This window comes from Syntrophotalea carbinolica DSM 2380 (genome assembly GCF_000012885.1).
GTDB lineage: Bacteria > Desulfobacterota > Desulfuromonadia > Desulfuromonadales > Syntrophotaleaceae > Syntrophotalea > Syntrophotalea carbinolica.
This window is the reverse complement of the sequence record NC_007498.2, coordinates 3,205,057-3,224,800: the sequence shown is the minus strand read 5'-3', so window position 1 is coordinate 3,224,800 and position 19,744 is coordinate 3,205,057. Positions and strand designations below refer to the sequence as shown.

Sequence of the window (19,744 nt, the reverse complement as noted above, 5' to 3'; positions counted from 1 at the left end):
TGGGCTGTTTACTGGTCTTCCAGAAAGATTTTGCCCGGATTGAGAATGTTGTTCGGGTCGAGGGCGCGCTTGATGGCTTTCATGTAGGCGATCGTGGCCACATCGAGTTCCATGGGGATGTAGGGTGCCTTGCTGGTGCCAACGCCATGCTCGCCGCTCATGGTGCCACCCAGTTCCAGGGTCTTGGCGAAAATGTCGCGGATGGCTGTCTCGGCTTTCTCTTCGTGGCCTTCGATGGCACGGTTGACCATGATGTTGACATGGATATTGCCATCCCCGGCGTGGCCGAAGTTTACGATAGGGATTTCCAGGCGCTTGGAAATGGCCTCGATGGCCCGGATCATGTCCGGCAATTTGCTGCGGGGCACGCAGATGTCTTCGTTGTATTTGTCGGGGTTGACCTTGCGCAGGCTCGGCGAGACGCTGCGTCGTACCTGCCAGATCTGCTCGCTTTCCTCGTCGCTGACTGCAACCCGGGTATGTACCACACCCAGCGGTGACGCGATATCCATAATCCGGGCGGCCTGGCGTTCGAGCAGTTCGCGCTCGCCGTCGACTTCGATGATCAGCACTGCCCGGGCGGCGTCCGGAATGTCGAGGTCGGCGTTCTGACGCACGCAGGCCAGGGCGGTGGCATCCATGAACTCAAGGGTGGTGGGGATGATTTTGCCGCGAATGATGCTGGAAACGGCTTGAGCCGCACCGTCGATGGAATCGAACATCACCAGCATGGTTTTCTTGGCTTCGGGCTTCGGTATCAGCTTGAGGATGATTTTGGTAATGACCCCCAGGGTGCCTTCGCAGCCGACCATCAGCTTGGTCAGGTCGTAGCCGACGACCCCTTTCATGGTTTCCCCCCCGGTGCGGATGATATCCCCCTGGGGAGTGACGACTTCCATGCCGAGCACGTAATCTTTGGTGACGCCGTATTTGACACAGCGCGGTCCGCCGGCGCATTCGGCGACATTGCCGCCCAGGGTGCTGAATTTCAGGGAGGCCGGGTCGGGTGGGTAAAACAGCCCGACCTCTTCGACGGCCTTTTGCAGAGTGGCGGTGATGACCCCCGGCTCCACCTCGGCGATGAGATTGTCCTGGTCGATGCGCAGAATACGGTTCAGGCGGGTCAGCACCAGGGCGATCCCCCCTTTGATCGGCACGCTGCCACCGGTAAAACCGCTGGCCGCGCCGCGCGGGTAAACGGGGATTTTTTCCGCGTTGGCCATCTTTAAAATAAGACTGATCTGCTCGGCATCGGCGGGGCGGACGACCACATCGGGGTTGAACTGCTGCTGTGTGGCGTCGTAGGAATAACAAATGCGGTCGGCTTGCTCGGTGGAGACATATTCTTTACCGACAATATCCTGCAAAATGGCGATAATGCGTTTTTCCAGCATGGCTTGTAACGTGCCCTTCGACTGAGTGGTTTTTGTTCGGTGATCGCCCGAACAACACCAACGGATGATAAAAAGGCCCGGAGCGACCTGGGCCTGTTGACCAATAAAAGAACCAATATAGCAGATAACCGGGATTTCAGTCCACCCACAGCTTGCTCTCGGCGGTCGCAGATGACGGCGACCAGGCGGCAAGGCGTCATTGACACCGGGGGGTAAAGACCATAGAATGGCGCCCAAATCGGGAGAACGACGTTTGAAAGCAAAAACTTTTTATATCTGTCAGCAATGCGGCTACCAGAGTCTGAAATGGCTTGGAAAGTGTCCTGACTGCGGCCAGTGGGACGTGATGGTCGAGGAGCGCCGAGAACCGCCGACCGCGTCGCGTCGCGGGGGGGCGCCGCAGACAACCGCACCGCAGCGGCTTTCCGATGTGGCTACAACGGAAGAAGAGCGCTGTTTGTGCGGTTTGTCCGAACTCGATCGCGTTCTTGGCGGCGGCGTGGTGCCGGGTTCGCTGGTTCTTATCGGCGGCGACCCCGGTATCGGCAAGTCGACCCTGCTGTTGCAGGCCGTTGGTAGTCTGGCGTCTATCGGGCCGGTGCTGTATGTGACGGCCGAGGAGTCTGCGCGTCAGGTCAAGATGCGGGGAGAACGACTGCGGGTGAACGCCAAGGACCTGTTTCTCGTTCCTGAAACCTCCCTCGAGACCATTCTGGAGCGGGTACGCGAACTCAAGCCCAGATTTCTTGTGGTCGACTCCATTCAGACTATTTTTACCGGCGATCTCGAATCGGCTCCCGGTAGTGTAAGCCAGGTGCGCGAATGCGCGGGGCGGCTGATGCATCTGGCCAAGGGGCAGGGCGTGTCGACGTTTATCACCGGGCATGTGACCAAGGATGGCGCCATTGCCGGTCCGCGCATGCTGGAACATATGGTGGATACGGTCCTTTATTTCGAAGGCGATGCCGGGCATCCGTATCGGATCCTGCGGGCGGTCAAGAACCGCTTCGGATCCACCAACGAAATCGGCGTTTTCGAGATGAAAGAAGGGGGCCTGGCGGAAGTGCCGAATCCTTCCGAATTGTTTCTCGCCGAGCGCCCCGAAGGGGCCCCGGGGAGCGTGGTCGTGCCGACTCTGGAGGGCAGCCGCCCCATTCTGGTTGAGTTGCAGGCGCTGGTTTCGGTCAGTACCTTTGGTCAGCCGCGCCGCACCGCTATCGGTATCGACCCCAATCGGGTGGCCCTGCTGGTTGCGGTGCTGGAAAAAAAGGTCGGGCTTTCCATGCTCAGCCAGGACATTTTTTTTAATGTCGCCGGCGGCGTCCGTTTGTCCGAGCCGGGAGCGGATCTGGGGGTTATTGCCGCGTTGGCATCCAGTCATCTCAATCGCCCGGTGCCCGGCAAGCTTATGCTGTTCGGCGAGGTCGGGCTGGCCGGAGAGGTGCGGGCCGTATCGCGCCCCGAATTGCGGGTTCGTGAGGCCGCTCGTCTCGGCTTCGATCGCTGTTATCTGCCGGCCGGCTGCCTGAAAGCGGTCGAAGCGCCGCCGGGCATGGAGTTGCGCGGGGTGCGCAGCGTCGAAGAGGCCCTGGACGAGGTGTTCGCATGAAATCGCTCTGGCGCCGTCTTACGTTGATGGTGTTGACGATGCTGTTGGTGCCGGCGGCGCTGCCGGCGCAAGCCGCCCCCCGTATTCGGGCCGCCCAGGTCAGTTACCTGCCCAGTCGCAATTATCCGGAGGTCGCTGCCGAGTTCGCACGCATGCGACGCATGGGACTCGATACGGTGGTTCTGCGGGTATTTCAGCGCCCTGGGGATCGTTTCTATCCCTTCAGTAACCCGCGGGTGCCTGCAGGGGTCTACTTTTCCACCGATGCCGCTCCGGTTGTGGACGATGTACTCGGTTCTTTGACCGCGCTGGGTCACGCCGCCGGGCTCAAGGTGTTTGCCTGGATGACAACCTTGAGTACGCCGTTGCCCGGGGCTGAAAGCTTGGGGGGCCGGCGTTACGATCCGGCCAGTGCCCGGATCGTGCCCTGCGAGGCGCTGGATCCTTTCCGTATCGAGGTGCAGCAGCGCCTTGGGACTCTGTTTGCGGATCTGGCACGTTACGATATCGATGGCGTGTTGTTGCAGGATGATCTGGTGCTTCGCCAGACCGAAGGGTTTTCCAGTGCCGCTCTGGGTGCCTGCTTGCGCGATACCGGACGGATCTTCTCTCCCGACCAGCTGTATGCTGAGGTTCGCCGGAATGCGGCCGGCGATGTGCGCATCAGCAGATTGAGCGAATCTTTTTATGTGTGGGCGCGGTGGAAAAACCGTCGATTACTCCAGCTGGCCGCCGATGTGCGGGCCGCTGCGCGGCGGGTGCGTCCGGATTTGCCTTTTGCTCTGAATTTGCCCTATGAAGTTCTGACGGCGCCTCGCCATGGCCTGGCCTGGTTTTCACAGGACTTCAGCCTTGCGCTTAAGGCCGATTTCGATTATCTGGCGATTATGGCCTATCACAGGCAGATGTCGTCGGAGTTGTCGGTATCTATCGAAGAAGCTATCGCAAAGGTCGGTGATCTGGCTGTTTCCGGGGTGCGCGGCACCCGCGATCCGGCTGGGTTATGGCTCAAATTGCAGGCGCGGGATTTTGTCAGTTCGGAAGACGTGGCTGGTAGTGAGTTGCGCAGTATTATGCAAAGTCTGAAACGTGCCGGGCCGGTAAGTCTGGCTTTTTTTCCCTATCACGCTTCCCTGGGGATGATACAGGGCCGTGTGGTATCGAATCGTACTGAGGAGGAATAATGAGTGAGCGTTTGACCCATTTGGACGAAAACGGCAAGGCGGTAATGGTGGAAGTCGGTGAAAAGGCCGCCACCGGTCGTATCGCGGTCGCTCGGGGCGAGGTCCGTATGAAGGAGTCGACCCTGCAGTTGATCATGAGCGGAGAGGCCGCCAAGGGGGATGTCTGGGCGGTGGCCCGTATCGCCGGCATCATGGCAGCCAAAAAAACATCCGACTTGATACCATTGTGTCATCCTCTGCTGCTCACCTCCGTGTCTGTTGAGTTTACGCCTTGTCCGGGGCAGGGCAGGGTTGAAATCGAAGCCCGGGTGCGTGTTACGGGGCAGACCGGGGTCGAGATGGAAGCGTTGACAGCGGTGGCGGCTGCCGGCCTGGCCATTTACGATATGTGCAAGGCGGTCGACAGGGAAATGGTTGTGGGTGAAATACGCTTGATGGAAAAGCGTGGCGGTAAAAGCGGCACCTTCATCCGAGAAGAATAAGGCACGGTGGAACGTCGGGTTGTTGCATGCCTGACATTTCCTGTTAGATTATGCTGCCAGGGAATCCGAGGGCGCTTTTGATGGAGAGGTCTGCCGTGAAGGAACGGACGCCGATGATTTTTAATATTCGCCGGGTTTTTGTGCGGTCGCTGGGGTTTCTGCTGCTGTTGCTGGTTGTGCTGGAAATCGTGTGTCTGGTACAAGGCGAGCCCGCAGTCAAGCTCGGAATGCTTGGTATTATCATTCTGGTGGTGGCCGCATTGTTTGCGGCGAGTGTGAGCCGCAAGCTCGAGGTGCATACGGACCGGATGGTTTTGCATAGATTCGGGCGCACCAGAACGCTGGCCTTTTCCGATGTGAGCGCTGTGGAGTCGTTGGTCATGCGTAAGCGCGTGTTTTTGACGTTTTGCGCGGGAGACGATTTCATTATTTTGTCCAATGCTTATGATCGTTTTGCAGAATTGGTGGAGGTGTTGCTTTCCCGGGTTCCGGTGCAGAGTATCAGCGATGATGTTCGCAGGGTGGCCGCCGCGCCCCCCGTTCGTCATGGCGATGTTCTGTCCTGCTGGTTGGGTATCGTTCTGGTGCTGGTGATTCTCTGGCACCAACTGGCAACCCATTTTGGTTGACGAGACAATCGATTTCATTTACATTTGCAAGCTCATATAGCACAAGGAGAATTGTATGGATCAGGAAGCACTGAAGGAGTTCAAGGCCATCCTTGAGTCTCAGCTTGAGGCACTGCTGCGGGATGCCGGCAAGACCGTATCGGAGATGACCGATGACCAGAGTAACTTTCCCGACCCTACCGACCGGGCATCTTTGGAATCCGATCGCAATTTCGAGTTGCGCATTCGCGACCGCGAACGTAAGTTGATCATGAAGATTCGTCAGGCTCTCGAGCGTATCGAACAAGGTACTTTCGGGGAGTGTGAATGTTGTGAAGAACCCATCGGGGCAGAGCGTTTGCGGGCCCGCCCGGTGACGACTCTGTGTATCGACTGCAAAACCGAGCAAGAGCGAAAAGAAAAGATAGGTTAGGTTTTTTACCAAAGGGGTTTCCGGACTGGGGAGTGCGATGGTCTGCGAAGGTTGTACAATTCTCCATGAAGTGTTGTGCCTCGCCGTCGGCGGGGAGGATGCCCCGCTGCTGAAATGCCAAAAAATATTAGCTTTGCTGGAACGCTCCTTGCCATTGGCGGGAGCGTTTTTTTGGTTCCCGGAACCCTTTACCCATCATGGCAAAAATTTTTTGGAGGCCTATGCTTCCCATGATTTTCCGCCATGCCAAAAACCCTCTCCTGATACTGCGAGTCCTTTACCTGAAGCCTGTGCGTCATCGGCGGAATCCGCGATCCTTCATTTTCCTGCCGGCGATGTCGGCAATGACCTGGGGGTGCTCACCTGCATCCTTTCCGGTGGTTTGGCCGAGGACAGTTCTCTGCCGCAATTGGCGCAATCGTCCAGTCGGGTGTTGGCTGGCCTGGTGCGGGAGCATATCGGTGCGGACAGGCAGCAGCGTCAAGTGCATGAGCTGGTTCTGCTCGACAATCTTGCTCAGGGGTTGAGATGTTCCTTCGCCTTGCCGGTGTTGCTGGATGAGGTCTGGTCGGTCCTGGAGGAGGCAGGCGGTATCGCCTGCGCTATTTTGCGCCCTATGCACGGCGAAACGGTTTTGGGCAAGTCGCTGGTGCGTATCGTATCGCATCGACAGGCCGATCTCGGCACCTTTGAAAAACTGGAGGCAGAGCTCAGTTGCCGAATCCTTCAGGATGAGCAAATGCAGTTTGTGGCCGCATCGGGGGTTTGTTTGCCGCTGATGTTTCAGGGACGCATGAGAGGTACCCTGTTTTTGGTGGAGGATGGTCGGGCCGGAGCTATGGGGCTGGGTCTCTCTGATGCGAGCCGTGTTTTTCTGGAGCGCCTCGGCGCGCAGGTAGCTCAGAATCTAGAGCGGATCAAGGCTTTGGAAGACCGGGCGCTTTTGCTGCAGGATAACAGCCGTAAGCTGCACGAAATCTCCTTGCTGTATCGTATTTCCAGGGCAATGCACAGTACCTTGCATCTGGATGATCTGATGCACCTCATTCTTTCCGCGGTTACCATCCCGTGGGGGGGAGGCTTCGAGCGGGCCATGTTGTTTCTGGCCAATGAACGTAGTGGCGTTCTGCAGGGGATGGTCGGGGTGACGCGCCGTTCGGCGCGCTACCTGTTTCCCAGGGAGGAATCCGAGGTAGAGTGGGAATTGCCGCTTATAACCGAAGGCATCCGGGAAAGGCAGCGCCAGGACGATTTCTGCCAGCTGGTACTCAAGCAGCGTTTGCCTCTGTCGCCCGATGACAATCCTCTGGCCCGTGCCCTGGCTCAGGATGAGCTTGTTGTCGAAACCGATACCATGGCTTTTCCGGGGGCTTTCGGTCGCCTCGCCGAAGCGGTCAAGTTGAACGCCTGTGCCCTGGTGCCGCTGCAGGGGCGCAGCAGGGCTCTGGGGGTTCTGGTTGTCGACAGTGCCTGCATGTCCAGGGCCGCTTTGATGGAGCGGCGTCGTTTCCTCGAGTTGTTTGCCAATCAGGCTGCTCAAGCCATGGAAAACTCCATGTTGCTGCATCGTGTCGAAACATCGCATCGTGACCTTCGTGAAACCCAGGAGCGACTTATTCAGGGAGAAAAGATGGCCGCTCTCGGAGAGACCGCCGCTTCTGTTACCCATGAGTTACGTAATCCCCTGGTTTCCATCGGCGGTTTCGCCCGGCGCCTGGCTCGCAGTTTACCTGAAGGCACCCGCGAGCAGGAATACAGTGGAATAATCGTGCGCGAGGTACGGCGCATGGAAGAGATGCTGACCAATATTTTGGGGTTTTCCAAAAAGCAGATGTTGTGCATCGCCGACTGCGATCTGATCAAGGTTATTGAGGAAGTTTTGGTCCTTGAGGAGGACGCGCTGCGGGAAGGGGCCGTACGTCTGGTGAGGGAGCTTAGTGATGATCTGGCTGCCATTCAGGGGGATGAACAGAAACTTCGTCAGGTCATCGTCAACCTGGTGGATAATGCCCGCCAGGCCATGCGCGACGGAGGTATCCTGATCGTGCGAGCGTATCGAACTTCTTTGCGTGGCGACCGGGCGGTGGCGGTAGAAATTGAAGATACCGGGGGCGGTATCCCGGCGAATATTCTGCGAAATATTTTCAACCCCTTCTTTACCACCCGCAAACAGGGAACCGGTCTTGGTTTGCCCATTGTGCATCGTATTGTAGAGCACCATCAGGGTGAGATCGAGGTTCAGAATACGGAGCGGGGCGCGCGTTTTGTCCTGCGTTTGCCCGAAGCTCCGCCGGCCTGCCTGGTGATGGATAAACATCGACCGTTTCGTTGATCCATAACTGGTGTGCACCCGGAGGCTCGGGACGCACACGGCATGGTTTTCATGAGGGAAAAGGACCGTTTCCGGATGAAAACTAGCTGGCTGCGGGGGCGTATCGCATGGTGCGGATTTCCGATTCCGCAAGGCATGGACGGTTTCTCATCTCTGCGCCGTCTGCCAAGATCGAGAAAAAAGCCCACATCTTTGATGTGGGCTTTTTTGTGCCCTGCGCTGCATGGAGATGTATGGCTACGGGCTTTGGGGTCGGGGGGCAGAGTAAGAGTCTGTTTGGGGTGTGGCTGCGATCAAACAAGTTTTGGATCGGTTAATGGCGGCGGGTTGCAGAATGTGGTAAACGAAGCCATATATAATGTTTGGTCGTTTTTAACATAAAGTTGTTGCCGATAATGTCCTTAAAACATAACCCGGTTTGGCGAGGTTCTCGTGTGAAGCGAAAACCTGATGGAGGGCAGGGAGGGTGAGGAAAAAAATGTCCCCGGAGTTGCAAAATCGTCAGGGAGTGTTAAGCTAATAATCAATTGGGACTCACTGGCAACCACCATAGTCCAATCCTTAGCGCGCGCGGTTTTTCCCTCCTGACCGGCGCGCATTTTTTTTGTCCGTTTTTCAGTTTTTCGTGCAGGCAACAAAATCCCATGGAAATTGAAAACAGCGGATTGAAAGGGGGGCGAGGTGACTAGATTTAAGCTGTTTTTAGCATCCTTGCAGGAGGTGAAAAGCGGATATAATTTGCTTGCAAGGTATACAGCACTCTGTTATAAGTACCAATGTTGCGCGGCTGACAAGATTCGTAATACAATGTTTTAGAGAATCTCCCGGGCTGCCGGATGGTCTTTTGCCGGTAACCCTTCGTGATTGTTCGTGTCGATATTGTTCATGTGCCTATATATACAGGAAGGTTGGCCTGTCTATTTAGCGATCCCGCAAGTTGTTTCGGGGTTCTTTGTCCGCACACACGCTGTGCGGAGGCGCTTTTTTATGCGTTTTCTTAAGAATGTTTGGGTAAGGTGAACAATCAACAACAAAGACTAGGAGGATTAGGTATGGCTAAGGAAATGATCGATCAATTGGTAGCCAATGCAAGAAAGGCTGCTGACGAATTCAGGGAGTTTACCCAGGAGCAGGTCGATAAGATCACCGCGGCAATGGATGCAGCCAGCGTTGCTAACGAAGTCAAACTTGGTGAATTGGCCGTAGAGGAAACCGGTATCGGCCGGGCCGACCATAAAGCCATCAAGAATCATCTTGGCGCCCACGTTGTTTATGAGTATTTCAAAGATAAGAAATCCGTTGGCGTTATCGAAGAAAAGGAAGGCGTAAAATATATCGCTGAGCCTTTTGGTGTGCTTGCTGCCGCAACTCCGACGACCAACCCCACATCGACGGTTATGTTCAAGTCTCTCATCGCCATGAAGACGCGTAACGTCATCATTTTCGCTTTCCACCCCCGTGCTCAGAAGTGCAGTGCCGAAGCGGCCAAGATCATGCTGGACGCCGCTATTTCCGCAGGCGCTCCCAAAAACTGCATTCAGTGGATTGAAACGCCGTCCATCGAAGCTACCAACATGCTGTTCAACCACCCGGACGTGAACCTGATTCTGGCTACCGGCGGTAACGCCATGGTCAAGTCCGCTTACAGCTCGGGGCATCCCGCCATCGGCGTCGGTGCAGGGAATACCCCCGTTTTCGTTTCCAAGTCCGCTAATCTCAGCGTTGCGGTTAACAACGTCATTGCGTCCAAGACCTTTGACAACGGCACCATCTGCTCTTCCGATCAGTCGATGATCTTCGACGATAAGGATATCGCCGATAAGGCCGTGAAGATGCTGGTTGAAAGAGGCGCCTACCTCGTCAACGATGAAGAGAAGGCGAAGCTTGAAAAAGTCATGTTCGACAAGGAAAGAGGCGTTCCGGCCGTAGCCATTGTCGGTAAGTCTCCGCAGGCCATTGCCAAGCTTGCCGGTTTTGAAGTGCCTGAAGACGCCAAGCTGCTGCTCGTGCCGCTTAAGTGCATCGGGCCTGACGATTGGTTCAGCCACGAAAAGCTCTCCCCCGTACTTGGTTACATCAGCTACAACAGTACGGACGAGGCCATCGAGGCGGCAAAAAGCCAGCTTCGTTGGGGTGGCGCCGGTCACACCGCCGTCGTTCATGCCCAGGACGAAAAAGTCCTCGACAAGTTTGCCCTGGAAATTCCTGCCAACCGTCTGCTTTTGAATCAGCCTGCGGTACACGGCAGCGTCGGTCTCATCTACAACAAACTGCCGCCTTCGCTGACCCTTGGTTGCGGCACGGATGGCAACAACTATCTGGGCAACAACATCAACTACTCTGACCTTTTGAGCATCAAGTCGGTCGCACAGCGTATCGTGGACTACGAAAGAGACGAGTAATCGCATTAAAAAGCCGATGGGATCAACGGACCTCGCAGGGGCTGTTGATCCCTTCGTCATAGCAAGATAACAAGTGGGACTTTTCCTTGTGAAAAGTCCCACTTGTGTTTTCGGCTTGACTTCGTCGAGGGGAAATTGCACCGCAAGTCGGATCCGGGTGGCCTGCGGGTTGGTTTTTATTGAGGGGATCGACTTCAGGGATTCGTGGGGTGCGCGGTGGTAAGTCGACAATGGTTGAAATGCTCGATTAAGAGATGTTGTATTGCCTTATCGATGTGAATTGGTGTAAGAAGGTGCCACAAGGTAACGATGGCGTACGATATTTGATCGGGAGGTGGGGGATGAATAACAACGGGTCCCAGGAAGCGGCCAAGCACAAACGTGCCGGTTGGGCACGTGGCGCCGATATAGCGCTGCGCAGCGTACATCTCGGTGTCGCCGGCGTATTGCTCGGTGGCGTCATTTTCCAGCAGCCGCTGTCCGTTTTGCACTACTGGGGCTGGTGGACGGTCGGCACGGGGCTTGGACTGATCGCTTCGGAAGTGTACCATAGTTGGCGCTGGCCTTATCAGGGCCGCGGTGTGATGGTTATGTTGCATATCGCATGCGTGGCTCTTGTGCATGTATGGTTTCAGTATGCCGTTCAACTCATGTGGGCGGCACTGATTATCGGTGCGGTGGGTAGCCATATGCCGCGCAAATACCGGCACTGGTCATTTCTCGACGGGCAGGTTATGGACTGAATGGTTTTGCGGAAAATCTATCATGCAACAAGGGCGGAGACATTGTCTCCGCCCTTGTTGCATGGGGAGATGTCAAGGATGTTCAAAAACCATCTGCTGGATGCTGACGCCCTCGATGGCGTCGAGTTTTTTTGCAAGCTCGCCGATCTTGTCGGCGTCGCCGATCATTTCCAGAAGGATCAGTCCGAATCCGGCACAAAAGTTCCCCGTCACCTCATGCAGCCCAATGCGGGTCTTTATGTTGCAGCCGTAGTCGGTAAGGAGTTGCTGCACGTCAGATGCGCGTTTGATGCGGTCGTCTACGTGAATGCCTAGTATGTAATGGTTATCCTGAGACATGGTGAGCTCCTTTCGTAAGGGGGGGATGGGTGATTCTTGGTGAAGATGGGAAAATACGCTGACATTGTATCAACCATGACGGCTTCGGCAAGTACAATTGGAAATCGCAGGTAGATGAAAGTTGCAGAAGGCGGATTTTTGATTAAAAACCCACATCCCGTATAATGGAAGGGTAACAGCTTGAGTATATCTGTCGAGGATGGTCTGCAAAGCTGTGCCAACCAGGGAGAGTGTCGTGAAATCAGGTACCGGTAGGACTTTTGTCGAAAAGACCAAACACAAATTCCTTGAGATGAGCGATCAGCAAAAAGGTCTGACCCAGCCCCCACTCGTATGGCCGACCCAAAAAGTCAACCCTGCGATTACCCTGCCGCATCCCGGGAAAACACCGCTGAATCTGGTCGATTTGCGCCAGCTTATCACCCACCGCTCCAGTCTTCGCGAATATTCCGATAAATATCTCAGCCTGGCCGAATTGTCCTATTTACTCTGGTGTACCCAGGGGGTTAAACTCGTTTACGGAAATAAGGTTACCCTGCGCACTGTGCCTTCAGCCGGTGCCAGACATGCGTTCGAAACCGTTTTGCTGATTAACCGTGTGGAAGATCTTGTGCCTGGTGTTTACAGGTATTTGCCCATCGAACACCAGCTGGAGGTTGTCTCGACCCAGCCTGACCTGGCCGGGCGGTTTGCTGCCGCCTGCCTCGGTCAGACCATGGTGATGAAGTGTGCCGTGGCCTTTATGTGGGTGGCGGTGCCCTATCGTATGACATGGCGCTACGGGGAGCGTGGCTACCGTTATCTTTATCTGGATGCAGGGCATGTATGTCAGAACCTTTATCTGGCGTCGGCGACCATCGATGCAGGGACTTGCGCGGTCGGAGCTTTTGACGATGACGCCATGAATGCGTTGCTCGGGCTGGATGAGTCGGAGGCCTTTGTTATTTATCTTGCCGCGGTTGGAAAGCAACCCGTCGCATAAGGTTTGCATGTTATTGTCGGGATAGACGTGTTAGGATGTCCGACATTGGCGCCATGCAAAAAATATGGATAGGGGAAACGGTGCACAGCAACATCCAGAGACAAGTCTGCACGAACTCAAAGCAGATGACGATTGTGGTTGCCATGACTGCCGAGCGAATTATCGGGCGTCGAGGACAACTCCCCTGGAGCATTCCCGAAGACCTGGCATTATTCCGACGATTGACCTACGGTCATACGCTGGTGATGGGGCGGCGGACTTTCGAGTCCATAGGTCGCCCGTTGCCCGGTCGTTTTAATATCGTGGTAAGCCGTAGCATGCCGCCGGTTGAGGGTTTGAGAGTCTGCCGCCATTTTGCCGAGGCCTTGCAAGTCGCCGATCAAGGCAATGGAGATATTTTTTTTATCGGTGGATGCGAGATTTACCGTCAGGCCCTTATCGTGGCCGGCAAGCTCTCCGTTTCCTGGATCAGGAAGAATTACCCCGGAGACTGCCGTTTCCCCGAATATCGGTCGGATGACTGGCTGATTGAGCAAGAGCAGGACTATTCCGAATTCCGGCACATTATCTATCGCCGCAGGTGAGCCGTGCCGGCGATGTCGTTACACGGCCTACAGCTTTAACTCACCCATCCCCCCCCAGAGATGCAACCATGACGGACAATCACAGCAATTCCAAGTGTCCCAACCCTTGCGCATCCGACTCGGAAGTGTCTTTGAAACTTATATTTCCGAGTAAAGTAGTTGCTATTTATCTGTTGCTTAGCGGGGTGTGGATCATATGTTCCGATCATATATTGCAGCACCTGGCGCCAGATGCAACAGTACTCTCGCATATGCAGACAGCTAAAGGCTGGTTGTTTATATTGACGACAAGCCTGTTGCTCCATGTGTTGATTCGGCGCCATTTTGGGGAGATGGATGCCTCCCGCCGGGCTCTGCAGCAGAGTTACGAAGGGACGCTGGAGGGCTGGGTGCGGGCCCTTGATTTGCGGGATAGGGAAACCCAGGGGCACACCCGCCGGGTGACGGAAATGTCGCTCTGCCTGGCCCGAAAGATGGGGCTTCCAGACGCAGAGATTGCGCATCTGCAACGTGGCGCCTTGCTTCATGATATTGGGAAAATGGCCGTGCCGGACAGTATCTTACACAAGCCGGGTCCCTTAACTGAAGAGCAGTGGGTTGTTATGCGACGTCACCCTGAAACAGCACTGCGCATGTTGGAACCGATCGATTATTTGCGGCCCGCGCTGGATATTCCCTATTGTCATCATGAACGCTGGGATGGCACAGGCTATCCGCGAGGCCTCCGTGGCGAGGAGATACCGCTAGCGGCGCGTATTTTTTCGGTGGTGGATGTCTGGGATGCCCTTTCTTCCGATCGCCCCTATCGCAGAGCCTGGTCGCGGTCCAAGGTGCTGGATGAGCTTGTGCGGCAAAGAGGGCAACGATTTGATCCGCAGGTTGTCGATACGTTTTTGTCTATTCTAAACCGGGGGTGCGAAAAGAATCGGGCCGAGGCTGTTCCCTGTGCCATACGCAATGCCGGCGGCGATTCGTCCGTAAGTGCGGGCCTCTAAAGCGCCTGGTGGTAAGTTGCGTCGATGCCGTCCATAACTTCGCCGAGATCCTTTTCCAGGTTTTCCAGGATGTTTATCAGGGCGGTATCCCATGCTTCGACCAGAGCATCAGGTTCATGCCCGGTCAGCGGCACTTCGCCGCGATAGCTGCGGTTGAGTCGGATAGGGGCGTCGGCGGCGGCATGCTGAAGGAACAGAAAGCCGATTTCGAGAATGGCCACAGGTTGCCTGTCCCGGTAATCTCCATAGAGTTCGGTGATTTGTCCCTGCAGCAGATAGTCGGGTGGCAGCGGACCGGCCGACGAGCTGACCGTCGCGAACAGGCCGCTTGCCGTCAGCCAGCGAACCACCTGTTCCTGTACCAGGTTAGCCGGCGCCACCAGGAATTTGTTATAAAAATCCGGACGGAATTGCGATATCCCCTGACGGTAGACAAAACTGCGTCCATTGAATCGTGGGGAGATGCGCATGGGCGTAACCTGTAAAACCGCTGCCCCCACCCTTTCGGCGGCACTTGCCGGTCGGTTTGCGGTTATCACATAGCTGGTTTTTGCCGGAGGGCGCTGGCCAATACGCATGCATCCCGGCAGCAGCCAGCCGGTCAAAATCAACATCAACAATAGACGTGACAAGGAAGAAGTCATGGTCAGGGCTCCACAGGGGTCGGCGGCGCGCCGAACAGCATCTGGGATGGATAGCTGCGGGCGTTTTCCGACATGTCCAGAAGGTTTTCGGAAGTCTGCCTGAAGTTTTCCAGGGTGGTTTCGATGGTCTGTTGTTCGGAGGTCAGAAGGGCGCTCACCTGGCGCAAACTCTGACCCAACGGGGCCAGATCGTCGGGGAGTCGGGCGGTCAGGGTTTCAAGTTGCCGGGCGCTGCGTGTCAGCGACCGGGACAGATCCGGAAGCGTGGCGAAAAATTGTTGCAGCGGAGCGCGACCGTCAACCAGTAACGTTTCGAGACGCTGATTGGTGACACGCAGTTCATTCAATAGAGCCAAGGACTGGTCGCTGATCTGAGCGACGCGGGCTTCTTCCATGGCCCGGTTGAGGGTCGTGATGGCCTGCTCGATGCCTCCGCTGAGGGCCGCGATGTCCAGGCTGTCCAGGTTTTTGAGGATTTTATCGACCGCTTCGGTATAACGGGTGATGGTGCTCGGTGCCGAGGGGATGTAAGGGTAGATGGGCTGCCAGTCGATTTCCAGGCAGGGAGCCTGTTCGGCCGGCAGGTAGTCGGCTTCCAGAAAAGCCAGTCCGGTTACGCCCTGAAAGGCCATGCGTAAGCGCAACCCCTGATCGGTCTGTTCCTGCAGGCCTCTTTGAATGACCTCGGCCGTGCGGCCCAGGGAGCGGGACAGCAGGGCAATGCGTACCAGCACATAACGCTTTTCGGTTGGGTAGACCGAGTCGACCAGGGTGATGGCTTCCACCTTGCCGACCTTCACGCCACGCACTTTTACCGCCGATCCGATATCCAGGCCCTGCACCGATTCATCGAAATAGGTTTCGACCAGGATCTGTTTCTGGAACAGGCTGCCGGCTCCCAGAACGATGATCGCCGCCACCGCAATGATGATGGCGCCGATGACGAAAAGTCCGATTTTGACATAGTTGGCTCGTTCACTCATGCGATGGTCCGCCTTCCTGTTGAGCAGATGCCGGGAGTGTTTCCCGGCGGAAAAAAGCCTGCACCCAGGGATCTGTACTGGCCTCGCGCAGTTCGTCCGGTGGCCCGGCAGCGACAATGCCTCTGGTGCGTCGGTCCAGCATGATGACCCGGTCGGCGATGGCATAGATGCTGGGCAGTTCGTGGGTGACGATAACAAACGTCATGTTCAGACTCTGGGCCAGTTGCAGGACCAGCTGATCCATTTCTGCCGAAATGATAGGATCCAGGCCCGCCGTCGGTTCATCCAGAAACAGGATCTGCGGATCGAGAACCATGGCCCGGGCGATAGCGGCGCGTTTGCGCATGCCGCCGCTCAGTTCCGACGGCAGATAATGTCCGAAACCGCCAAGGCCGACCAGTTGCAGTTTCATGGCGGCGACCAGGTCCATGGCCGGGCTTGGCAGATCGGTGAACTCTTCCAGCGGCAGCCGCACGTTTTCCATCAGGGTCAAGGAGCCGAACAGGGCGCCGCTTTGATACATGACACCGAAAGAACGCAGCAGTTCCCGCCGTCGCTTCCCCTCCGCTGTGGCCATGTCTTGGCCACTAAAAAGGATTTCTCCCTTAAGCGGGCGATACAGTCCGATCATATTTTTGAGCAGGGTGCTTTTGCCGCAGCCCGATCCGCCCAGCACTACAAAGATTTCTCCCCGCCTGACATCGAAAGACACGTCTTGCAGAACCACATTGTCGTCATAGCCGACGGTCAGGTTTTTAACCTCGATGATGGTATCTTGCGTCTCAGACATGCTTTTTAGATCCCCAGGAAATAGTAAACCACCGCAAAAAGGCCATCGGCAACCACGATCAGGATGATGCCGGAGACCACCGCCCGGGTGGCGGAGTCCCCTACCGCACTGGCCCCGCTGCGGGTTTTGAGACCGTAAAGACAGCCGACCCCCGCCACGATCAGGGCGAAAACCAGGGTTTTCACCAGTCCGCCAGTCAGATCTCCCAGATTGACCGCGGCTTTGACCTGATTGGTGTAGGTAACCAGGGGATACCCCAGGGACAGCAGCACCACGGCACCGCCGATCAAACCCATCAGGTTGGCGAACAAACTCAGCAAAGGCAGAATGATGACGGTGGCCAGCACCCGGGTGACGACAAGAAAGGGGATGGGCGCCAGTCCCATGGTCGTCAAGGCATCGATTTCCTCGTTGATTTTCATGGTGCCCAATTCGGCGGCAAAGGCGGAACTGGAGCGTCCGGCCAACAGCAGTGCCGTCATCAGGGGACCGAGTTCGCGCAGCATGGACAGTGCGGTCAGGTTGGCGACATAGATTTCCACGCCAAACTGACGCATGGGGATGGTCGCCTGAAAAGCCATGATCAGACCGATCAGAAAACTGATCAGACCGACGATGGGGAGGGAGTTGACTCCGGCTTTTTCCATAACCAGCCAGACCTCGGGCCAGCGTACGGAGCGGGGGTGCCGCGCAGCGTGCAACAGGGCGCTGGTCAATTCTCCCGTAAACCGGGCCATGTCAACTATCCCTTGTCCGGCCAGGCAGGCCTGCCGCCCGATTTCTTCGGGCAGGCAGCAGGGGTGCGGGCGACTGCCTCGGAGATCCATGAAATCTTCCGGACGGTAGAGGCTCCAGAGCCGGGCGAATTCCTCTTTCAGGCCCTTCAGTTCAAAGCGCTGTTGACGCTTTTGCTGTTGTCGGGCCAGTTCCATGAACAGGCCGATGCCGGCGCCGTCGCAGTAGTTGATCTGATCAGCTTCGATGAGCAAAAGTCGTGGAGCCGTTTGGTGGGCGAGCTCGAGCAGGGGCTTCCACAGCAGGGCTGTGGCTGCCGCATCGAGTTTCCCGGCGAAGGATAGGGATAGTATCTCCGCATCGTTCTGCAGAATCCGGCAGATGTGTTCGGGAAGGGGCGGCCGGTCGGAATTTCGGATGCCTTTTTTCATGCATTCGCCTGTTGGGCGCAGGGCAGACCAGCTTGCAAGCAGAGCTGTTGCCAGAGGTCATCGCTCCCGGCGTGCTGTTTTGTGCGAACACGCCGGGTTCGAATGGCGAAAATAAGCCGCTTTTCCGGCGCTTGTGCCGACCGCGACTCGAGAGGGTTTTGCGGATCAGCGAATGATTTTCCAGTTGCCGTCCGGCTGGCGGCACGCCGTGCCGTAGGCCTGTTGCTGTTGTCCGCCAATGATCACATTCTGCAGGTATTCGCGGCAGTACTGGCCGTTTGGTGTCTGATAGGTCTCGATGGGAGTGATGCTGCCGTAATTGCCCGAGTCGGGATTGCGCCAGGTGGTCGATTGGCGGGTCGGGGTGTACTCCAGGGCATACTGGGCATTTTGCTGCATGGCCAACTGGTCCGCCCGGTCGAGAGATCTGCCGACTTCCTGGCCAAGCAGGGCTCCGGCCAAGGTGCCGACCGCCACCGCAACCAGGGTACCGCGGCCGCCGCCGATTTGAGAGCCGATCAGTGCGCCGGTGCCGGCACCGATCAACGTGCCGCCGGATTCCTTGGGCCCCATGGGGCCGTAGCAGCCGGTGGCAAAAAGCAGAAAAGCGCAGCATAAAGCCAGAAGTTTTTTCATGATATCCTCCCGTGATGGAAAGTCCGGCGTTGGTTCGGCGGCTTACGACCGTCGAGAGTTCGGAAACTACAGATTAAACGATAACCGTCCCCCGGGGCCTGTCAAGGTCACAGGGGCGCTGATTGGTCCGTCTCGAACTTGCGGATCATGTCGGTGACCAGGGGCAGAAGGCGGCGTGCGATTTTCTGCGTTCCCGCCAGGTTGGGGTGCAGTTGATCTTTTTGCAATAACGCGGGGTGGCCGGCGACTCCCTCGAGGTAGTCGGGGTAAAAAACCACTTTGTGGTGTGTGGCCAGTTCTGCGAAAAGCGCCTGAAAGCCGGCATTATATTCCGGGCCGAGATCGCGCAGCAGGCAGATGCCGGCAAACAGAGTCGGGATCTGTCTGTCGCACAGCGTCTGGAGCATGCTGTTGAGATTAGCTCTGGTGCGATCCAGTGGAATGGCCTGCCGGTTGTCGTTGGCTCCCAGTTCGAGAATGACCAGGTCGGGATCGCAGGCAAGCGCCGCATCAAAGCGTTTCAATGCTCCCACAGTGGTGTCTCCCGGGATACCTTCGTTGATAAAGGTGGTTGCGATGCCCTGCTTCTGCAAGGAGGCTTCCAGGCAGGCGGGTACGCTGCTGGGGGGCTCTACACCCCAACCGGCTGTTAAACTGTCGCCAAAAGCCAGAATGCGAACGGATCGTTTGGTCATGAAAAACTCCTGGAGCTGATATGTCGAGACGTTGAAGTCGAAGGAAACGGCTCCGATGCCGGAGCGGATTTCCGGATCGGATAAGAAGGTATTGATGCCAGTCGTGCTTTTGTTTAACCGGGCCTATGAGCACGGTTATTGTTTACGTCTATCGCTGAGAAAGCGTTCTTCAATAAAATCACAGATGCTCAGAGCGTCATCGAGCTCGAATACCGGTACATCGAGTTGCAGGGGTGAATCCGAGGCGACGGCTATCAAAGTCGAATCGTAGCTGTCGTCGCGATAGAGCAGACGGGGACTGCGTTCCTTGCGGTGGACCTCGATCTTGGGAAAATCATTTTTTTTGAAACCTTCGGTGATGACGATGTCCATATCGCCGAAATAACGTGTGATGGACTCCCTCACCGGAGGTTCCTGCTGATCGGGGTTTTGTTTGATGATGGCCAGTTTTTCTTTGGATGTAACCATCATGGTGTCGGCCCCGGCCTGGGTGAACCGCCAGGAATCCTTGCCTTCTCGGTCCATGGAGAAGTTGTGGGCATCGTGTTTGATGGCGCCGACCTTGTAACCGCGTTGCTTCAGTTCCGCGATCAGTTTGACCACCAGGGTGGTTTTGCCGGTACCGCTTTTGGCGGCAATGGATACGATTGCAGGGCGCATGCAGCGGGCTCCTTGTGTGATACATTTAAATGGGCTCTCTAATATAGGCCAAGCCGGTCAGGCAAAGCAAATACTTCCGGGAG

General features: G+C 56.4%; 20 protein-coding genes. 11 read left to right on the top strand and 9 right to left on the bottom strand.

Translation table 11 applies throughout. The features are described from left to right. Nucleotides 1-8: 8 nt before the first annotated feature. Complete coding sequence (locus PCAR_RS15010; protein ID WP_011342545.1) at nt 9-1,394, bottom strand: FAD-binding oxidoreductase; 1,386 nt, start codon at nt 1,392-1,394, stop codon at nt 9-11. Nucleotides 1,395-1,647: 253 nt separating this feature from the next. Between PCAR_RS15010 and radA the strand changes: the two genes are divergently transcribed. From radA to PCAR_RS14965, 8 genes are all read left to right on the top strand, one after another. Then, nucleotides 1,648-3,003 carry a DNA repair protein RadA gene (gene radA / locus PCAR_RS15005; RefSeq protein ID WP_041531963.1) on the top strand — a complete coding sequence of 452 codons (1,356 nt, stop codon included), beginning with the start codon at nt 1,648-1,650 and terminating at the stop codon, nt 3,001-3,003. After that, nucleotides 3,000-4,187: a poly-beta-1,6-N-acetyl-D-glucosamine N-deacetylase PgaB gene (locus tag PCAR_RS15000; RefSeq protein ID WP_011342543.1), complete on the top strand. Its 1,188-nt coding sequence runs from the start codon at nt 3,000-3,002 to the stop codon at nt 4,185-4,187. The genes radA and PCAR_RS15000 overlap by 4 nt, the downstream gene beginning before the upstream one ends. Then, complete coding sequence (gene moaC / locus PCAR_RS14995) at nt 4,187-4,669, top strand: cyclic pyranopterin monophosphate synthase MoaC (protein ID WP_011342542.1); 483 nt, start codon at nt 4,187-4,189, stop codon at nt 4,667-4,669. Before PCAR_RS15000 ends, moaC begins: the two co-directional genes overlap by 1 nt. Before the next feature lie 95 nt (nt 4,670-4,764). Beyond that, nucleotides 4,765-5,298 (top strand): hypothetical protein, encoded by a 534-nt coding sequence (locus tag PCAR_RS14990; RefSeq protein WP_148204359.1) that lies wholly within the window; start codon nt 4,765-4,767, stop codon nt 5,296-5,298. Nucleotides 5,299-5,353: 55 nt separating this feature from the next. After that, nucleotides 5,354-5,710, top strand: a complete 357-nt coding sequence (dksA, locus tag PCAR_RS14985; RefSeq protein WP_011342540.1) for an RNA polymerase-binding protein DksA — start codon at nt 5,354-5,356, stop codon at nt 5,708-5,710. A gap of 37 nt (nt 5,711-5,747) precedes the next feature. Beyond that, nucleotides 5,748-8,042, top strand: a complete 2,295-nt coding sequence (locus PCAR_RS18085) for an ATP-binding protein (RefSeq protein WP_011342539.1) — start codon at nt 5,748-5,750, stop codon at nt 8,040-8,042. Between the two features lie 1,052 nt (nt 8,043-9,094). Next, nucleotides 9,095-10,444, top strand: coding sequence for an aldehyde dehydrogenase family protein (locus PCAR_RS14970; RefSeq protein ID WP_011342537.1), 1,350 nt, complete (start codon nt 9,095-9,097; stop codon nt 10,442-10,444). 341 nt (nt 10,445-10,785) lie between these two features. Next, on the top strand, nt 10,786-11,187 hold the full coding sequence (locus tag PCAR_RS14965) for a hypothetical protein (RefSeq protein ID WP_011342536.1): 402 nt from the start codon (nt 10,786-10,788) through the stop codon (nt 11,185-11,187). 72 nt (nt 11,188-11,259) lie between these two features. Here the strand turns inward: PCAR_RS14965 and PCAR_RS14960 are convergent, their stop codons facing one another. Beyond that, complete coding sequence (locus tag PCAR_RS14960; RefSeq protein ID WP_011342535.1) at nt 11,260-11,526, bottom strand: hypothetical protein; 267 nt, start codon at nt 11,524-11,526, stop codon at nt 11,260-11,262. Between the two features lie 235 nt (nt 11,527-11,761). Between PCAR_RS14960 and PCAR_RS14955 the strand changes: the two genes are divergently transcribed. The 3 genes from PCAR_RS14955 to PCAR_RS14945 all read left to right on the top strand — a co-directional run bounded on the left by PCAR_RS14955 (nt 11,762) and on the right by PCAR_RS14945 (nt 14,087). Continuing rightward, nucleotides 11,762-12,508: a SagB/ThcOx family dehydrogenase gene (locus tag PCAR_RS14955; RefSeq protein ID WP_011342534.1), complete on the top strand. Its 747-nt coding sequence runs from the start codon at nt 11,762-11,764 to the stop codon at nt 12,506-12,508. Between the two features lie 125 nt (nt 12,509-12,633). Continuing rightward, a complete protein-coding gene (locus tag PCAR_RS14950) occupies nt 12,634-13,092 on the top strand; it encodes a dihydrofolate reductase (protein ID WP_011342533.1) in 459 nt (152 codons plus the stop codon). A 251-nt stretch (nt 13,093-13,343) separates the two neighbouring features. Further along, nucleotides 13,344-14,087: an HD-GYP domain-containing protein gene (locus tag PCAR_RS14945; protein WP_200858973.1), complete on the top strand. Its 744-nt coding sequence runs from the start codon at nt 13,344-13,346 to the stop codon at nt 14,085-14,087. Here PCAR_RS14945 and PCAR_RS14940 read toward each other — a convergent pair. From PCAR_RS14940 to mobB, 7 genes are all read right to left on the bottom strand, one after another. Next, the gene (locus PCAR_RS14940; RefSeq protein ID WP_011342531.1) at nt 14,084-14,731 is read right to left on the bottom strand and encodes an ABC-type transport auxiliary lipoprotein family protein; all 648 of its coding nucleotides are present in this window, start codon (nt 14,729-14,731) and stop codon (nt 14,084-14,086) included. The genes PCAR_RS14945 and PCAR_RS14940 overlap by 4 nt on opposite strands. A gap of 2 nt (nt 14,732-14,733) precedes the next feature. Beyond that, nucleotides 14,734-15,714 carry an MlaD family protein gene (locus tag PCAR_RS14935; RefSeq protein ID WP_011342530.1) on the bottom strand — a complete coding sequence of 327 codons (981 nt, stop codon included), beginning with the start codon at nt 15,712-15,714 and terminating at the stop codon, nt 14,734-14,736. After that, complete coding sequence (locus PCAR_RS14930) at nt 15,707-16,504, bottom strand: ABC transporter ATP-binding protein (protein ID WP_011342529.1); 798 nt, start codon at nt 16,502-16,504, stop codon at nt 15,707-15,709. Before PCAR_RS14930 ends, PCAR_RS14935 begins: the two co-directional genes overlap by 8 nt. 5 nt (nt 16,505-16,509) lie before the next feature. Next, on the bottom strand, nt 16,510-17,670 hold the full coding sequence (locus PCAR_RS14925; protein WP_011342528.1) for an ABC transporter permease: 1,161 nt from the start codon (nt 17,668-17,670) through the stop codon (nt 16,510-16,512). Between the two features lie 165 nt (nt 17,671-17,835). Next, the gene (locus PCAR_RS14920) at nt 17,836-18,306 is read right to left on the bottom strand and encodes an RT0821/Lpp0805 family surface protein (protein ID WP_011342527.1); all 471 of its coding nucleotides are present in this window, start codon (nt 18,304-18,306) and stop codon (nt 17,836-17,838) included. A 107-nt stretch (nt 18,307-18,413) separates the two neighbouring features. Beyond that, nucleotides 18,414-19,001, bottom strand: a complete 588-nt coding sequence (locus PCAR_RS14915) for an arylesterase (protein WP_011342526.1) — start codon at nt 18,999-19,001, stop codon at nt 18,414-18,416. A gap of 135 nt (nt 19,002-19,136) precedes the next feature. Continuing rightward, nucleotides 19,137-19,661, bottom strand: coding sequence for a molybdopterin-guanine dinucleotide biosynthesis protein B (mobB, locus tag PCAR_RS14910; RefSeq protein ID WP_011342525.1), 525 nt, complete (start codon nt 19,659-19,661; stop codon nt 19,137-19,139). Nucleotides 19,662-19,744 lie beyond the last annotated feature (83 nt).

Bases quoted from the DNA above. Each gene is read 5' to 3' on its own strand.
- dksA (WP_011342540.1), top strand. From the start codon at position 5,354: ATGGATCAGGAAGCACTGAAGGAGTTCAAGGCCATCCTTGAGTCTCAG.
- PCAR_RS14970 (WP_011342537.1), top strand. From the start codon at position 9,095: ATGGCTAAGGAAATGATCGATCAATTGGTAGCCAATGCAAGAAAGGCT.
- PCAR_RS14950 (WP_011342533.1), top strand. From the start codon at position 12,634: ATGACGATTGTGGTTGCCATGACTGCCGAGCGAATTATCGGGCGTCGA.
- PCAR_RS14965 (WP_011342536.1), top strand. From the start codon at position 10,786: ATGAATAACAACGGGTCCCAGGAAGCGGCCAAGCACAAACGTGCCGGT.
- PCAR_RS14960 (WP_011342535.1), bottom strand. From the start codon at position 11,526: ATGTCTCAGGATAACCATTACATACTAGGCATTCACGTAGACGACCGC.
- PCAR_RS14915 (WP_011342526.1), bottom strand. From the start codon at position 19,001: ATGACCAAACGATCCGTTCGCATTCTGGCTTTTGGCGACAGTTTAACA.
- PCAR_RS15010 (WP_011342545.1), bottom strand. From the start codon at position 1,394: ATGCTGGAAAAACGCATTATCGCCATTTTGCAGGATATTGTCGGTAAA.
- mobB (WP_011342525.1), bottom strand. From the start codon at position 19,661: ATGCGCCCTGCAATCGTATCCATTGCCGCCAAAAGCGGTACCGGCAAA.
- PCAR_RS14930 (WP_011342529.1), bottom strand. From the start codon at position 16,504: ATGTCTGAGACGCAAGATACCATCATCGAGGTTAAAAACCTGACCGTC.
- PCAR_RS14925 (WP_011342528.1), bottom strand. From the start codon at position 17,670: ATGAAAAAAGGCATCCGAAATTCCGACCGGCCGCCCCTTCCCGAACAC.
- PCAR_RS14940 (WP_011342531.1), bottom strand. From the start codon at position 14,731: ATGACTTCTTCCTTGTCACGTCTATTGTTGATGTTGATTTTGACCGGC.
- PCAR_RS15000 (WP_011342543.1), top strand. From the start codon at position 3,000: ATGAAATCGCTCTGGCGCCGTCTTACGTTGATGGTGTTGACGATGCTG.
- PCAR_RS14935 (WP_011342530.1), bottom strand. From the start codon at position 15,714: ATGAGTGAACGAGCCAACTATGTCAAAATCGGACTTTTCGTCATCGGC.
- PCAR_RS14945 (WP_200858973.1), top strand. From the start codon at position 13,344: ATGCAGACAGCTAAAGGCTGGTTGTTTATATTGACGACAAGCCTGTTG.
- moaC (WP_011342542.1), top strand. From the start codon at position 4,187: ATGAGTGAGCGTTTGACCCATTTGGACGAAAACGGCAAGGCGGTAATG.
- PCAR_RS14920 (WP_011342527.1), bottom strand. From the start codon at position 18,306: ATGAAAAAACTTCTGGCTTTATGCTGCGCTTTTCTGCTTTTTGCCACC.
- PCAR_RS18085 (WP_011342539.1), top strand. From the start codon at position 5,748: ATGGTCTGCGAAGGTTGTACAATTCTCCATGAAGTGTTGTGCCTCGCC.